The sequence below is a fragment of the Candidatus Melainabacteria bacterium genome (genome assembly GCA_016193285.1).
Classification (GTDB): Bacteria; Cyanobacteriota; Vampirovibrionia; order 2-02-FULL-35-15; family 2-02-FULL-35-15; genus JACPSL01.
On record JACPSL010000018.1, the window covers coordinates 148115 to 163886 of the forward strand.

Here is a 15772-nt window from a genome sequence, read left to right on the forward strand (position 1 = left end):
TATAAGCAAAAATAAAGAGTACTGGAACTACAGAAACCACTAGAAACGATATTAACATAATGAGTACTATGATTCGTGAGTGCTTTCTAAAAAAATCCATCATAAGAGGTATTTTATCACGTTTTTGTTTTTGATAATTCTTTTAAAGTGTGCAACTCGTCGCGTAACTTTGCTGCTCTTTCAAAGTCTAATAATAGCGCTGCGTTTTTCATTTGTTGTTCTACTTTTTTTAATACTCTTGGAAGTTCTTTAAGATCAAGCTTTTCATATGCAAGTTCATCAGCTACTATTTCTTCTATATCTTTGTTTGTGCGCAATGATTCAAGTAGTGGATTTGCATGACTTTTAACAATTGTTTTTGGTGTAATATTATGTTCTTTATTAAACTCTGTTTGTAATTTTCTTCTTCGTTCTGTTTCATCAATTGCTTTTTTCATTGAGTCTGTAGTTTTATCAGCATAAAAAATTACTTTTCCTGCTGCATTCCTTGCAGCTCTTCCAATCATTTGAATAAGTGCTCTCTCTGCCCTAAGAAATCCTTCTTTATCAGCATCCATAATACATACAAGAGAAACTTCAGGTAAGTCTAAACCTTCCCGTAAAAGATTTACACCAACCAACACATCAAATTCACCTAACCTTAAGTCTCTTAGAATTTCTATTCTGTCTAAAGCAACAATCTCACTATGTAGCCACCGGACTTTTAAATTTGAGCCAGCAAGATATGCTGTTAAATCTTCAGCCATTCTTTTTGTAAGAGTTGAAATTAGTATTCTTTCTTTTTTTAAAGTCCTGATTTTTATTTCATGAATTAAATCATCAATTTGTCCATTAGTTGGTCTTATTTCAATTTCTGGATCAACTAATCCAGTTGGTCTGATAATTTGTTCAACTATTTGCTCACTTATTTTTAATTCATAATCTCCTGGTGTTGCACTGACAAAAATTGTTTGTGGAATCCTTGACCAGAATTCATCAGGCTTTAATGGCCTGTTATCCTTTGCACAAGGCAATCTAAAACCATATTCAACTAATGTATTTTTCCTGGAAGCATCACCATGATACATTCCTCCAATTTGAGGTATTGTTACATGTGATTCATCAATAAAACATAACCAGCCATCTTTTCCATATCTTCTATTAAAATAATCAACTAACACTGTTGGCGGCTGACCTGGTTCTCGTCCTTCTAAAATCCTTGAGTAATTTTCTATCCCTGTGCAGTAACCAACTTCTTTTAACATTTCAAGATCAAACTTTGTTCTTTGCCAGAGTCTTGCTGCTTCGAGATCCTTTCCTTGAGATTTCAAATCTTCATATCTTTCTTTTAATTCTTCATTAATTTGCTTGCAAGCTGATTCAATACTTTCTTCATCTGCCACATAGTGTTTTGCTGGATAAATTTTAATTTCAGGAATTGTTGATTTTACTTCTCCAGAAACTGGATCAATCATCGATAGATTTTCTATCTCATCTCCAAAGAAATCTATTCTTAGAATTTCTTCTTCATATATTGGGAAAATATCAAGTATTTCTCCACGTACTTTAAATTTTCCACGTGTGAATTCTATATCATTTCTTTCATAGTAAATATTTACTAAACCACGAACCAATTTCTCGCGATTAATTTCTTGTCCTTTTTTAATTTCTATAGCTGAATCATAATACAGCTCTGGGGTTCCAAGCCCATATATGCAGCTAACGGATGCAACTGTTATCATGTCATCTCTTTCAAATATTGAGCGTGTTGTGGAGTGGCGAAGTCTGTCAATCTCATCATTTACACTTGCAACTTTTTCTATATAAGTATCTGTTTGAGGGATATATGACTCAGGCTGATAATAGTCATAGTAACTTATAAAATACTCAACTGCATTATTAGGAAGAAATTCTCTAAACTCGTTACAAAGTTGTGCTGCAAGAGTTTTATTGTGAGCAATTACAAGTGCAGGCTTTTGAACTTTTGCAATTATATTTGCAACTGTAAAAGTTTTTCCAGAGCCAGTTACACCAAGTAATGTTTGATACTTACAACCTTTTTTAATTCCTTCTTCTAGTTCTTTAATGGCCTTTGGTTGATCACCAGCTGGCTTAAAAGGAGCCACGATCTCAAATCTTGAAGTCTTAGTTGTCATAATCAATATAATATTACCCTGAGAAAAGATGAGGGATGAGTGATAAGGTAATATATTACATATGCCAATTGAAACAAAACCATTATCTGAAGCTACATGTAGAGAAGATCTTAAAAAGGTTTGTAACTTGGCCTACAAAAGAGGTTTAGTTTCTGGAATGGAAGGTAATTTTTCTTTAAAAATTAACAATGAATTAATTTTAGTTACTCCAAGAAATACTCATAAAGGACTTATTGAAGTATCTGATTTTGTAGTTGTTGACATGAATGGAAACATTATTTCCAATGGTAGTAGAGAACTAACTAGTGAACTATCTTTACATCTTGAAGCATATAAGAAGAGAACAGATATCAAAGCAGTTGTTCATGCTCATCCACCTGCTACAGTTTCTTTTTCAGTTGCTGGTATAGATTTTAATCAACCAGTCATTCCAGAAACAATTGTCCTTCTTGGAGAAATACCTACTGTTCCTTATAGAGAGCCTGGAACAAATAAGCTGGGAGAACTAGTTGGAGTTTATATTGAAAAACATGATGCAGTTATTTTAGAAAGGCACGGAGTAGTTACAGTTGGAAAAGATATTTTTAATGCTTATTGTAAGCTAGAGTCTTTAGAACATGCTGCAAAAATAATGTACTTTGCACATACACTTGGCGATATTAAAACTTTAGATGAAGTAGATGTTAATGAGCTTATAAAACAAAGACATGAAACTTATGGAAAAGAATTAGAAGACAGGGAAGGTAAAAAACTTTTTCAATCTTCATTACAAACATTTAAACTTAAAAATCTCTTAAAGAAACTTACAGATGGAAATTCTCCCCTTTTCCAAAGGCTTTTAAATCTATCTAATGAATTAATGCTAGCTACTTTACAACGTACAAATTATTCCCAAAAACTAACAAGTGATGAAAAAGAACAGCTTGCAAGAGAACTAACAGCATCCTCCTTAAGTATGATATTAGGACGATTTACAAAGACATGACATGATAAAATCAAAGTTGAATTATGCTTCTTACAAAAGAATTTCAAGATTTAACTCTTAAAAAGAAAAAGATTGAAAACCCAGCTTTAAAAGATCTTTATTTATTTACTGTAAGTCACAAAACAGCTCCAATTCCAATTCGAGAAAAATTTGCTATACCAGAATGTTCCTTAAAAGAAACTTATCAAAATCCTAAAAAATATAAATCATTAAAAGCTTTTTTAATTCTTAGTACCTGTAGCAGAACCGAGATTTATTTTGTCTCTGACAATTTAGAACAATCCATTAATGAAATCTACATTTTTTTAAATGCTAGTTTAAATATTGAACAAAGGGTTGCTAAGGAATACAGCTCTGTAATTTCTAATATTGAAGTAATTAATCATGCATTTAAGCTAGCAAGTGGTTTAGATAGTTTAGTAATAGGTGAAAAGCAAATTTTATCTCAAGTAAAAGAAGCTTATTTTTATGCTCAAAAAGAAAAGACATTAAATAAAACACTTGAACTTTTATTCCAGAAAATTATTCAGACTGCAAAGGAAGTTCACAAAAATACAAACATTTCAAAAAGTTCACAGTCAATTAGCTCTGCTGCAGTTGAATTAGCAAATAAGATAGCTGGGCCGCTTAAAACAAAACAAGTGATGGTTTTAGGTGCAGGACGCATGGCAAAACTAGTACTTGAACACATCCTAAAAATCAGTGGTTCAAAAGAAACAGTTGTATTGAATAAATCACCTCACAGGATTATAGAATTTCCCTATAAGTATAAAATCGACAGATCAGTCCCTTTTGAAAATGTTTATGAAACCATGAATGATGTAGACATTGTAATTGCAGCAACAGGTGCACCTCATTTTATAATTTTTGCAGAGCAGTTTAACAAGGTAAGAAAAAATCAAAATAAAGAACTTTTTATTTTTGATATATCAATGCCGAGAAATATTGATTCTGAATTTGGGAAACTACCAAATGTTCATCTCTATGATATTGATAGCTTGCAAACTATTTACAATCAAACAACTACTATAAATATTAAGGATTTAAGTAAGACAGAAGAGATGATCCAAGAAGGAAAAAATAAATTTATTGAGCAGATTTCAAATCAAAGTGTTCAATTATTAATTAAAGAGCTAAAAGAAAAAGTTGAGAAAATAAGAACAGAAAAACTTATGAAATTTAATAGCAGCAAGTCTACTTTTACTGCCAAGGAAGTGGAATATATTACAAGGAATATTATTAACAGTATATTCCATACACCAATTACAAATTTAAAAGATTCAACAGGTTCAATAGAGTTAAAAATAGTAAAAAAATTATTTGATATTTAGTGTTTCTACCTAGAGACTCGTGACTGTAAAATCAAAATTAATAATTGGTACCCGCTCTAGCAAGCTTGCTTGTTGGCAAGCAAATTATGTAAAAGACAAGCTATTAAGATTTTATCCAGAGCTTGAAATTAATTTAAAAGAAATAAAAACAAAAGGTGATCATATTACTGATGTTGCTCTTTCAAAAGTTGGTGGGAAAGGATTTTTTACAAAAGAAATTGAAGATGCACTTCTTAAAAAAGAAATTGATTTAGCAGTGCATAGCTTAAAAGATCTGCCAACAAAATTACCAAGCGGACTAAAAATAGGAGCCGTATTAAAAAGAGAGAGTCCACATGATGTATTGATTACAAGGGGTCTGACCCCATTAAGGGGTCTGCCCCCTTGGGCAAAAATAGGTACTTCAAGCCTTCGTAGAATTGCTCAACTAAAGGCGTTGCGACCTGATTTGGAGTACATTGACCTTCGTGGAAATCTCGATACAAGGATTAGAAAGCTTGAAGAAGGAAAACATGATGGAATAGTCCTAGCTTACAGCGGGGTAAAACGATTAGGTTTTGAAAACAAGATTACTGAACATTTTAACCCAAAAGAAATTTTGCCTGCTATTGGACAAGGAGCACTAGCAATTGAAATCAGAGAAGAAAGAGTAGTAGAAGAACTAATTTCTAAACTCAATGATCAAGAAACATATTTAAGTTCAATTGTAGAGCGAGCATTTTTAGAAACCTTGCAAGGTGGTTGTCAAGTACCGATTGGCGCTTATTCAGAAATTGCAAATAATAAAATTACTTTATATGGAATGATTGCAAGTCTGGATGGAAAAAAAATAGTCAAAGACCATAGACTAGAGACCATAGACTATAGACTAGAACTAAGAGAACAAAATATAGAGGGTTGTTATAGACTTGGGAAAGAATTAGCAGAAAGGTTACTGCAATTAGGTGGAAAAGAAATTCTTCAAGAGATTGTAAGGGTGTGATATTGTAGTTATATGGAACATGGAAAACAAAACAATTCTATTGTATACATTACAGGTGCAGGTCCCGGGGATCCTGGCTTACTAACATTAAAGGCTAAAGAAATTATTGAAAGAGCAGATGTTATTGCTTATGATAACTTAGTTTCAAAAGAAATCTTAGAACTTGCCTTGTTTTTAAATAAGGGTGTAAAAATTGTTTACGTAGGCAAGGTTGGTTATAAGCAAGAAGAGTCAGTTAATCAAGAAAAAATAAATAATCTTTTACTTGAGCTATCTAAGGATTACAAAATTATTTGCCGTTTAAAAGGTGGCGATCCAAACGTTTTTGGTCGTGGTGGCGAAGAAGCATTGTTCTTAAAGAAAAACAATATAAATTTTGAATTTATTCCAGGAGTGTCTAGTATTTCTGCTGTTCCTGCTTATAGTGGAATACCTTTAACTCATAGGGATTGTAGTAGCTCTTTTACTGTCATATCTGCTCATGAAGATCCATTTGATTTAAATAATTCAATTAACTGGAAAGACTTTGAAGTTGTTAACAATACTCTTGTACTTTTAATGGGGGTTAAGAATCTGCCTAAGATAGCTGAAAAACTAGTTTCTTTAGGACGTTCTAAAGATACTCCTGTTGCAATAATTTATTGGGGTACGACAAATAAGCAAAAATCAGTTCTTACTACTTTGCAAGATGTTTCTTATAACATAAAAAGGTATGAGGTTAAAGCCCCTTCAGTGATTATAATTGGTAAGGTAGTTAATTATAAAAGTATATTAGACTGGTTTGAGACAAAAACATTGTTTGGGAAAAAGATTTTAATTACAAGATCAAAAGAGCAATCTTTTTCTTTTGTTTCCAAACTACTTGATATGGGCACAAAGCCAATTAATTGTCCTATTGTTAGTTATGAAATTGTTGAGAAAGAAATTTACAACAAAAATATTATAAATAATTTGTCAAAGTTTAATTGGATATTTTTTACAAGTCAAAATGCAGTAAGGTATTTTTTTGAAATTTTAAATAAGAATTATTTTGATTCTAGAGTTCTTGCAAATAATGAAATAGCTGCTGTTGGTTATAAAACAAAATTAGAATTAGAGAAACATAATATTAAGCCAGACTTTGTACCAAAGAGGTTTTCATTTGATGATTTAATTAATGAATTATCAGAAAGAATAAATTTAAAAGATAAAAAGATTTTACATCCAACGCAGGTAGAGACGTTGCGTGCAACGTCTCTACAGATAACCCATTGGCCAATTTACGAGGCAAATTTTGTAAATGAGTTAGACCAAGAAATAATAAATCAAATTAAAGAAGGGATAGACGTTATTACTTTTTTTAGTTCAAGTACAGCAAGACATTTTGCAAAATTAATTGAAAAATATGATGTAGAGATACGATTAATCGCGTCTCTAACAGCAACAATTGGGGATAAAACCTCAGATACAGTCAAACAATTATTTGGTAAAGTTGATATTATTGCAGATCCTTTTACAGAAGATGGTTTAATTAATTCAATGGAAAAATATTATGCAAGATCAAATTCTAAAATCAAGACCAAGACGACTGCGTAAAAGTGAGGTAATTAGAAACCTTGTTCAGGAGACAATTTTATCTCCAGTACAATTCATAGCCCCAGTCTTTATTCATGAAGGCAATGAGCCTGAAATTAAAATAAATTCTATGCCGGGGATTTATCAATTTTCTGTAGACAGAACCTTGAAATATGTAGAAGAACTTTTAGAAAATAAAATTAAATCAATAATTATTTTTGGCATACCAAGAAATAAAGATAACCAAGCTTCATCTGCTTGGAATGAAAATGGAGTAGTCCAAAAGGCAAATAAAAAAATTAAAGAACACTTTCCAGAAATCTTACTTGTAAATGATACTTGTCTTTGTGAATATATGGAGCATGGACATTGTGGAGTTGTAGAGACGCGGTTAACCACGTCTCTACAGAATATAACAATTTCAAATGATCTTACATTAGAAATTTTAGAAAAGACTGCTATTTCACAAGCAGCTAGTGGTGCAGATATAATTGCACCTTCTGGAATGGTGGATGGAATGGTTGGAACAGTTAGAAAAGCACTGGACGAAAATGGTTTTCAAGATGTACTAGTTATGAGTTATGCAATAAAATATGCAAGTGCCTTTTATGGGCCGTTTAGAGAAGCTGTTAAATCAGCACCACAATTTGGTGATAGAAAATCATATCAAATGAATCCTACAAATAAGCGCGAAGCTATTCGTGAAGCTATATTGGATGAAAAAGAAGGTGCTGACATAATAATGGTAAAACCAGCACTTGCATATTTAGATATTATTTCAGCGGTAAAAGAAAGAACTAATCTCCCAATTGCTGCATATAATGTCTCTGGAGAATATGCAATGATAAAAGCTGCAGCACAAAATGGATGGATTGATGAAAAAAATGCAATTCTTGAAATGCTTACTAGCATTAAACGTGCAGGAGCAGATATTATAATTAGTTACTTTGCAAAAGATATCCATAACTTACTCTCATGTGCCCAAATTGTATATTAAATCAGGCTGGGCTAGGAGCAGCATATTATGGTGCTTTTGCAATATGCATTATATTTGCTATTGTTGCTTTAGCATTATATATTTGGGGTAGAAAGTCTGGTGAGTTTACTGGTGATGAAGAAGAAGCAAAATATTCAGTTTTTGATGATAAGAAATAAATTATTTTTGTTTTTATTAATTTTTGTTTTAAACACTTTAGTTGTTTTTGCAGGAAATGAAAATCCATTTCTTAGCAACAAAGAAAATAATGAAAATCCATATTCTGTAAATAAAAGAACAATTTTAATTGTGTTTGATGCATCAGGAAGTATGGAAGAAAAAATTCGTGGTGAAACAAAAATCCATATTGCAAAAAGAGTTTTAGAAAATGTTATTTCAAATGCTGATTCAGATGTAAACATTGGACTTAGGGTTTATGGTTTAAGTATAGCCACAGGAAATCCTAGCATTGATTGCAACGATTCAAGATTACTTGTTTTACCTGGTGTAGAAAATAGAAGACTAATTATTTCTGAAATTTATCAAATCTTACCAAGAGGTTTTACACCAATAACTTATTCTCTTTCACAAGCAGTTCAGGATCTTTCACCTTATCAGGGTGAGAGGTCAATCATTCTAATTAGTGATGGCTTAGAAACCTGTGGTGGAGACCCTTGTCAATTAGCACATACTTTAAAAGCCTCAAATATTGACTTGAAAATCGATGTTGTAGGCTTTGGCATAAAAGATGATTGGGCAGCGAGGCAGCAACTTAAGTGTATTGCATTAAACACTAGTGGAAGATATTTTGCTGCTGATAGTGCAGAAGAACTTACAAGAAGTCTTTCAGAAAGTATAAATAAAACAGTTACAGGAAGAATTATTACAATGATTGGAAAAGAAGTTAAAGTAAAAAGTGAAGAAACTGAAGGCTATGAAAACTTACCAAAACTTCAATCTGAAAAGTTGATTTTAAAAAGAAAGTCTAGAAAGTAATAAAAGATTTATTATGTCTATAAACACACAATTTAAATTAAAAGATCAAAAGCCTAATAAGGACTTTATTGTATGGAATGAAGAAATGTCTAAGAGCTTTGACCAGGAATTTTATTATGAGCACTCACATCCAGTTATATTGTGGATTGAAAAAATGAGATTAACAACTATAAGTAGTTTAATTAAAAAACATATGCAAGAAAATAATCATATAGATCCAGTCATTGTTGAAGTTGGCTGTGGAACTGGCCAGGTTCTTGAAGAAATTCTAAGAAAAATTAAAACAACTAATTTAATTGGAATAGAACCATTGGATGAGTGGAGGCAGAAAACACACAAGAGAATAGGTAATAAAGCAAGGCTTCTTAAAGGATTTGCTGAGGATTTGCCATTTGAAAACAATTCAGTTGATTACATTGTCTGTACTGAGGTTTTAGAACATGTAATTGATCCAAAGATTGTTTTAAGAGAATTAAGTCGAGTCCTTAAGAAGGATGGATTAATAATTGTATCCATTCCAAATGAACCTTTGATAAATAATTTAAAAGAAATTATTGACTCATTTAAAATCTATGACAAGTTGTTTCCCAAAATACAAAAACATAATGACTGGCATATCCACAGCTTAGATTTAAAATCTTTTAAGAAATTTGTTCCAGAAGGACTTAAAGAGCAATCATTGACTATTATTCCAACATTTTTTTTGCCGCTAAGGTATGTCATTGTATTTCAATTACATAATCTTCAATCACAGGATTTGCTAAAAGTCTCTCACACATTTCAATAACTTGGGATTTTGCTTTTTCCTTGGAATCCGCGTTTATTCTAAATACAATTTCTTTCCCAATTTTTAAATCTTTTACATCTTTATATCCAAGTGAACTCAATGCCTTTTCTACAGCTTGTCCTTGTGGATCAAGAATATCGGCTTTAGGAAGAACTTGAACTTTTATAGAGTAGAACTGTGAATTCTGGTCTCTGGTCTCTGGTCTCTGGTCTCTGGTCTCTATTCCTTCTCTTACTCTCTTTAACATTTCCTGGTAAGCTTCTTCAACATTACCCAAGTCATGTCTGAAGCGATCTTTATCTAGTTTTTCATTTGTCTTACTATCCCAAAATCTAAAATTATCTGGTGAAAGTTCATCTGCTAAAAGTAAATTACCAGTTTTATCTAGTCCAAACTCTAACTTAAAATCTACGACTTTTATTCCAATTTTTAAGAAAAAGTCTTTAAATACTTCATTTGCTTTTAGTGAAATATCAGTTATCAAGTCAAGCATTGTATCTTCTGTAATTTCAAGTGCGTTTTTAATATAAGATCTTGTAAGAAGAGGATCTCCTAACTCATCATTTTTATAATTAAACTCAAGTATTGGTTCTTTTAGTATTTTTCCTTCTTTTATTCCTAATCTTTTACAAAGACTTCCTGCAGCAATATTTCTAACAATAACTTCAAGTGGAATAATTTTTACTTTTTTTACTAGAAGTTCATTGTCTGAAATTTGTTTTATAAAATGAGTCTTAATCCCATTTTGTTCTAATAGTTCAAATAAGAAAGCTGAAATTGTTGCATTAACTTTGCCTTTATTTTGAATTTCACCTTTTTTCCTAGCATTGAATGCAGTAGCACTATCTCTAAAGTAGGCCAGTAAAATATCTCCCTCTTCAGTTTCAAAGATATCTTTAGCTTTACCAGAGTAGAGTGGTTTTGTTTTAGTTATCTGCATGATTACCATTATAACTTAGAGATATAATCAGATCATGCAAATCTTAATTTCTAATGATGATGGAATTCATTCTAGTGGTATTAAAGCTCTTGCTGAAGGTCTTGTTCAAAGTAATGAGGTGTATGTAGTTGCACCTGATCGCGAAAGAAGTGCAACAGGTCATTCACTAACTTTACATAGACCACTTAGATTAGATGAAGAAAGTCATCTAGTAGGAGTAAAAGCTGCATATTCAACAGATGGAACTCCTAGCGATTGTGTAAAAATTGCAATCGGAGCAATTTTAAAAGATCCACCTGGAGTAGTTTTATCAGGTATTAATCATGGTCCAAATATGGGCTCAGATGTACTTTATTCAGGAACAGTTAGTGCAGCAATGGAAGGTGCTATTTACAATATTCCTAGCATTGCTATTAGTTTAGCTGAACATAAACCACAAGATTTTACTCCTAGCGTAAAGTTTATAGTTGAGTTACTTAAAAAAATAAAAGAAATAAAATTCCCTGAACGAACTTTGTTAAATGTAAACATACCGCCTTTGCCACTTTCAGAAATAGCAGGTATTGAAATAACAGAATTAGGAGTAAGACCTTACAATGATTATTTTGTAAAAAGAGTTGATCCTAGAGGAAGAACTTATTACTGGCTTGCCGGAGAAGCAATTGAAGAAAATGAACTTCCAGGAACTGATGTCTTTGCAGTAAAAAACAATCAGATTTCAATAACACCAGTTACTATTCACATGACAAATAAAAAGATGTTACCAGAGTTGAAAGACTGGATAAAAGATATTAAACTGTAAAAAAAATCCAAGAGTTAAAAGTAAAACAAGAAAAACAATTACAGGCAATGTTGTTTTCTCAAGCTTGCTAATTTCTCCATTAAAGCTAATCATTACTTTATGTACCAATGGCCATTTGGTACTAAGTAGTTTATAAATAGGATGTAAGCAGTAATAGAAAATATTATTGCAACAGTTACAAATTTTGAAGCATATTTTTCTGACATATTTTTATTACCTTATTACTACAAAGTTCCAATTTGATAAAATTTTACATCTGTTTTTCATTTCTGTTACTTAACTCTTAAAATAATGGACTTCATATTAAAGTTTTGTTAAGTCATTAAAATGATAATAAATAGTTATCAGGATTTGATTTGAAAAATACATGAAGTGCAATGTCCTTTTGCAGATTTAACCAGTAAACCATTTAAATCAAGGCCTTCTTGAATCCAGACCTTTAAAGGGTTTTGGCAAACAGGGCATTTAATATCTTTTTTATTAGATAAAATTTCTTCTTGAATTCTTTCAACTAACTCACGTGGAGGATCTTTTAAAATGTCTCCAGTGAAAGACACATGGCTATGTGTCTCTACTTCTTTTAAAATATTTGGATCGACTCTAAGTACTCTTGCAATTCTTTGCCTTATTGCAGTAGGCAACCATGTTTCAATTCCAGCTTCTATATCTTCAAGTAATTTTATTGACACTCTTGCTTGATGTGCTAATTCTTGTATGTGAATTCTCCTTGCATTTCGAATAAATGAAATCCTTGAAGCTAAGGTTTTTGGCAAGTCTTCTTGTGGGCCATGGAGATATTTAGAGAGATTCATTGCGTGTGAGATTATATCAATTTTCGTCTAAAGATACGCTTGTCATTACACCTAAAATACGCTAAAATAGTAGCTTATGGCTAAGGCTAAAGATACTCCACAACCAAATGTTGGGAAGCTTGTAGAAGTAGATATTAAAGATGAAATGAGACGTAGTTTTATAGACTATGCCATGAGTGTAATTGTTAGTAGAGCACTTCCTGATGCTAGAGATGGTTTAAAACCAGTTCACAGGCGAATCTTATTTGCAATGAATGAGCTTGGTTTAACACCTGATAAACCTTATAAAAAGTGTGCTCGTATAGTTGGAGAAGTTCTTGGTAAATATCACCCTCATGGTGATACAGCGGTTTACGAAGCATTAGTTAGACTCGCACAACCTTTTAGTTCAAGATATCCATTAATTGATGGCCATGGAAATTTTGGCTCTTTAGATGATGGACCAGCGGCCATGAGATATACAGAAGCAAGGTTAACTGGTTTGTCAATTGAAATTCTTTCTGATATCGATTTTGAAACAGTTGACTTTGTTGATAACTTTGATGGCAGCTTAAAAGAACCAGTAATCCTTCCTTCAAAAGTACCTACTTTGTTGCTAAATGGATCCAGTGGAATTGCAGTTGGAATGGCTACAAATATTCCTCCTCATAATTTAGGAGAAGTTATAGATGGCGTTATTGCATTAATTGATAATTCTGATATAAACACTGAAGGCTTAATGCAATATATTAAAGGACCTGATTTCCCTTCTGGTGGACAGATAATGGGTGTCTCAGGAATTAAAGAAGCATATGAAACTGGTAGAGGATCAATTGCTGTTCGTGGTCATGTTTCTATAGAAGAAGTACCAAGTAGCTCTGGAAGAGGCATGGTAACAGGGATTGTGGTTACTGAGCTGCCGTATTTAGTTGGCCCTGAGGTGCTTATAAATAAAATAGCTGATCTTGTAAAAGATGAAAAAATAACAGGGATTGCTGATTTAAATGATGAGTCTGGAAGAGACGGACTTCGAGTAGTTGTAAAGCTTAAAAGAGATGCAAAACCTGATGTTGTTTTAAATAATTTATATAAGCATACTCAAATTCAGGAAACGTTCTCAGTTAATACTTTAGCCTTAATAGGTAAGCAACCAAAAACTTTAAGTTTAAAAGAATTATTAAACGAGTTTGTTGAGCATCGTGTTGAAGTTATAACTAGAAAATGTAAGTTTGAATTAGGAAAAGCAGAAGCAAGAGTACATATTTTAGAAGGACTTTTAATTGCTCTTGAAAATATAGATGCAATCATAAAACTAGTTAGAGGTGCAGAAGATACAGATAAAGCAAAAGAAGCTTTAATTAAAAAGTTTAGTTTAGATGACTTGCAAGCAAGTGCTATTCTTGAAATGCAATTAAGAAGACTAACTGGATTAGAAAGAGAAAAAATTGAAAAAGAAAATAAAGAACTTAACAAAAGAATTAAAGAGTTAAAGAAAATTCTTTCTCAAAGACAATTAATTTTAGATATAGCTAAACAAGAATTAACAGAAATAAAGAAAAAATATGCTAATCCAAGACGTACAAAAATTGTAGCTGCTGCAGAGGAATTTAAAGAAGAAGATTTAATTCCAAATGAAAGAATGGTTGTTTTTCTTACTGAGAGAGGTTATATAAAAAGAATTCCTTTAACTAAATTTGAAAGACAAAACAGAGCAACAAGAGGCAAGGGTGGAATTAAGACCAGGGAAGAAGATGCAGTTGAACATTTTCTTATAGCAAACATGCATGATACTCTGCTTTTCTTTACTCAAGGAGGATCTGTCTTCAGCTCGAAAGTTTATGATGTTGTTGAAGGCAGTATGCAACATAAAGGTCAAGCAATGTATAACTTAATTTCAATTAGCCAAGAAGATAAAGTTACAGCAATATATGCACCAAGTGAATTCAAGCAAGATAATTACTTTGTAATGTTAACAAAACAAGGCATAGTAAAAAAGATTTCAATGGACAATTTTGAAAGTGTTAGAAGATCTGGAATTGTAGCTATGAACCTTGATGAAGGTGATCAATTAGGATGGGTTAGAAGAAGTTATGGGAAAGATCATATTATTATTGGTACTTATGATGGAATGGTTTTAAGGTTTAATGAAGAAGACTTAAGGCCTTTAGGTAGAACAGCAAGAGGTGTTAGAGCAATTAATTTACGTGAAGGTGATTATGTAGTTGGCTTTGATACATTTGCTGCAGATTCAAAAGATCAAGTATTATTAGTTACTACAGATGGTTTTGGGAAAAGAGTTGAACTAGAAGAATTTAGAACTCAAAATAGAGCAGGAGTAGGACTAATAGGAACTAAGTTCAAATCTGAATCAAGTCATTTAGCTTCATTAGATGTTGTCAAAGAAACAGATGAAGTTATTATTGCATCAGCTCATGGAGTAGTATTACGTGCAAAGGTTTCAGACATAAGTTGTCAAAGTAGAATGGCAACAGGAGTAAGATTACAAAAGCTAGATGAGGAAGACTATGTTGCTTCAGTAACAAAACATACAGAAGAAGAAAGTAAAGTTAGTGAAGATACAGAACCTGTTGAGACAAAGTAAATAATGAGTAAAGATTTAGCAAAAACTTTTGATCAAAGTATTTTATATCCTGAAGTAGTTTCACAAGAAGAAATAAGAAAAGTTGTTTCAGATGCAATGAAATTTAATTTTAGAGGAGTAGTAGTTCATCCATGCAACATAAAGTTTGTTAAAAATTTATTAGAAAATTACTCTATCCTAACAATTTCAGTCTGTGACTTTCCTCATGGTAAGGGCTTAACTAAAAGCAGAGTTAAAGACGTAAAAGAGATTTTAAAACTTGGGGCTGATGAAATTGATATTGTTGCAAATTATCAATTTTTAAAAGAAGGAAATATCAGAGATTTTAAAAAAGATTTAAAAGCAGTTACTAAAGTAATGGAAGGTAAAACTTTAAAAATTATTTTAGAAGTAGATCTCTTAAGTGAAAAACAAATCAGGACAGCTATTCAAGTAATAAGTAAAATTGCAAATGAAGAAAATGCTAAGCTTGTTATTAAGACAAAGACTGGTTTTGCAGGAGACAAAGTCTCAAATATTAGTGTTGTAAATCTAATTAAAAACACATTAGATGAGTTAAGTCAATACGGTGAAGATAAAATTAGAATTAAAGCTTCAGGTGGAATTAGAACTCGTGAAGAAGCAATTCAACTCTTAGAAGAAGGGGCTCATATTTTAGGGGTTAGTAAAGGAACAGATATTCTGACGGCTTTGTAAGAAGGCTTTGCAGAATTTTATTTCCCAGCCTCCATCGTTTTCAACTTTTTAAAAATATAGGACTTACGGTGAGTAAAAGGTCAATTATTTAAAATAGTCAGCAATTAAGAGTTAAAATACATAAATAAATATTCAACTCATGGAACAGATTTAAGTGAAATAACGGCCAAGTTAAGTTGAAAGGACTTAATTTTA

Annotated in this window: 14 protein-coding genes; 11 read left to right on the plus strand and 3 right to left on the minus strand. The window is 31.7% G+C overall.

The window, feature by feature from the left end; translation table 11 throughout:
- Nucleotides 1–116: 116 nt before the first annotated feature.
- Nucleotides 117–2135, minus strand: a complete 2019-nt coding sequence (gene uvrB, locus HYY52_04390) for an excinuclease ABC subunit UvrB (GenBank protein ID MBI2995924.1) — start codon at nucleotides 2133–2135, stop codon at nucleotides 117–119.
- 61 nt (nucleotides 2136–2196) lie between these two features.
- Here uvrB and HYY52_04395 point away from each other — a divergent pair, with 61 nt between their 5' ends.
- The 8 genes from HYY52_04395 to HYY52_04430 are packed head-to-tail and all read left to right on the plus strand — an operon-like array spanning nucleotide 2197 to nucleotide 9746.
- Nucleotides 2197–3120 (plus strand): class II aldolase/adducin family protein, encoded by a 924-nt coding sequence (locus tag HYY52_04395; GenBank protein ID MBI2995925.1) that lies wholly within the window; start codon nucleotides 2197–2199, stop codon nucleotides 3118–3120.
- 23 nt (nucleotides 3121–3143) lie between these two features.
- On the plus strand, nucleotides 3144–4451 hold the full coding sequence (locus HYY52_04400) for a glutamyl-tRNA reductase (protein MBI2995926.1): 1308 nt from the start codon (nucleotides 3144–3146) through the stop codon (nucleotides 4449–4451).
- Between the two features lie 19 nt (nucleotides 4452–4470).
- The gene (gene hemC, locus HYY52_04405; protein ID MBI2995927.1) at nucleotides 4471–5433 is read left to right on the plus strand and encodes a hydroxymethylbilane synthase; all 963 of its coding nucleotides are present in this window, start codon (nucleotides 4471–4473) and stop codon (nucleotides 5431–5433) included.
- A 12-nt stretch (nucleotides 5434–5445) separates the two neighbouring features.
- Nucleotides 5446–7008 carry a uroporphyrinogen-III C-methyltransferase gene (gene cobA / locus HYY52_04410; GenBank protein ID MBI2995928.1) on the plus strand — a complete coding sequence of 521 codons (1563 nt, stop codon included), beginning with the start codon at nucleotides 5446–5448 and terminating at the stop codon, nucleotides 7006–7008.
- On the plus strand, nucleotides 6965–7984 hold the full coding sequence (gene hemB / locus HYY52_04415; protein MBI2995929.1) for a porphobilinogen synthase: 1020 nt from the start codon (nucleotides 6965–6967) through the stop codon (nucleotides 7982–7984). Before cobA ends, hemB begins: the two co-directional genes overlap by 44 nt.
- Complete coding sequence (locus HYY52_04420) at nucleotides 7963–8142, plus strand: hypothetical protein (protein MBI2995930.1); 180 nt, start codon at nucleotides 7963–7965, stop codon at nucleotides 8140–8142. Before hemB ends, HYY52_04420 begins: the two co-directional genes overlap by 22 nt.
- The gene (locus HYY52_04425; protein ID MBI2995931.1) at nucleotides 8129–8959 is read left to right on the plus strand and encodes a VWA domain-containing protein; all 831 of its coding nucleotides are present in this window, start codon (nucleotides 8129–8131) and stop codon (nucleotides 8957–8959) included. Before HYY52_04420 ends, HYY52_04425 begins: the two co-directional genes overlap by 14 nt.
- Nucleotides 8960–8972: 13 nt before the next feature.
- Nucleotides 8973–9746, plus strand: coding sequence for a class I SAM-dependent methyltransferase (locus tag HYY52_04430; GenBank protein MBI2995932.1), 774 nt, complete (start codon nucleotides 8973–8975; stop codon nucleotides 9744–9746).
- On the opposite strand, the gene HYY52_04435 is transcribed toward HYY52_04430, so the two are convergent.
- A complete protein-coding gene (locus tag HYY52_04435; protein ID MBI2995933.1) occupies nucleotides 9679–10686 on the minus strand; it encodes a phosphoribosylaminoimidazolesuccinocarboxamide synthase in 1008 nt (335 codons plus the stop codon). The two genes, HYY52_04430 and HYY52_04435, sit on opposite strands and share 68 nt — an antisense overlap.
- A gap of 34 nt (nucleotides 10687–10720) precedes the next feature.
- Here HYY52_04435 and surE point away from each other — a divergent pair, with 34 nt between their 5' ends.
- Nucleotides 10721–11488, plus strand: a complete 768-nt coding sequence (gene surE / locus HYY52_04440; GenBank protein MBI2995934.1) for a 5'/3'-nucleotidase SurE — start codon at nucleotides 10721–10723, stop codon at nucleotides 11486–11488.
- 344 nt (nucleotides 11489–11832) lie between these two features.
- Here the strand turns inward: surE and HYY52_04445 are convergent, their stop codons facing one another.
- Nucleotides 11833–12300 (minus strand): helix-turn-helix transcriptional regulator, encoded by a 468-nt coding sequence (locus HYY52_04445; protein ID MBI2995935.1) that lies wholly within the window; start codon nucleotides 12298–12300, stop codon nucleotides 11833–11835.
- Between the two features lie 76 nt (nucleotides 12301–12376).
- Between HYY52_04445 and gyrA the strand changes: the two genes are divergently transcribed.
- Nucleotides 12377–14881 (plus strand): DNA gyrase subunit A, encoded by a 2505-nt coding sequence (gene gyrA, locus HYY52_04450; GenBank protein ID MBI2995936.1) that lies wholly within the window; start codon nucleotides 12377–12379, stop codon nucleotides 14879–14881.
- Between the two features lie 3 nt (nucleotides 14882–14884).
- Nucleotides 14885–15577 (plus strand): deoxyribose-phosphate aldolase, encoded by a 693-nt coding sequence (deoC, locus tag HYY52_04455; GenBank protein MBI2995937.1) that lies wholly within the window; start codon nucleotides 14885–14887, stop codon nucleotides 15575–15577.
- The last annotated feature ends 195 nt before the right edge of the window (nucleotides 15578–15772 follow it).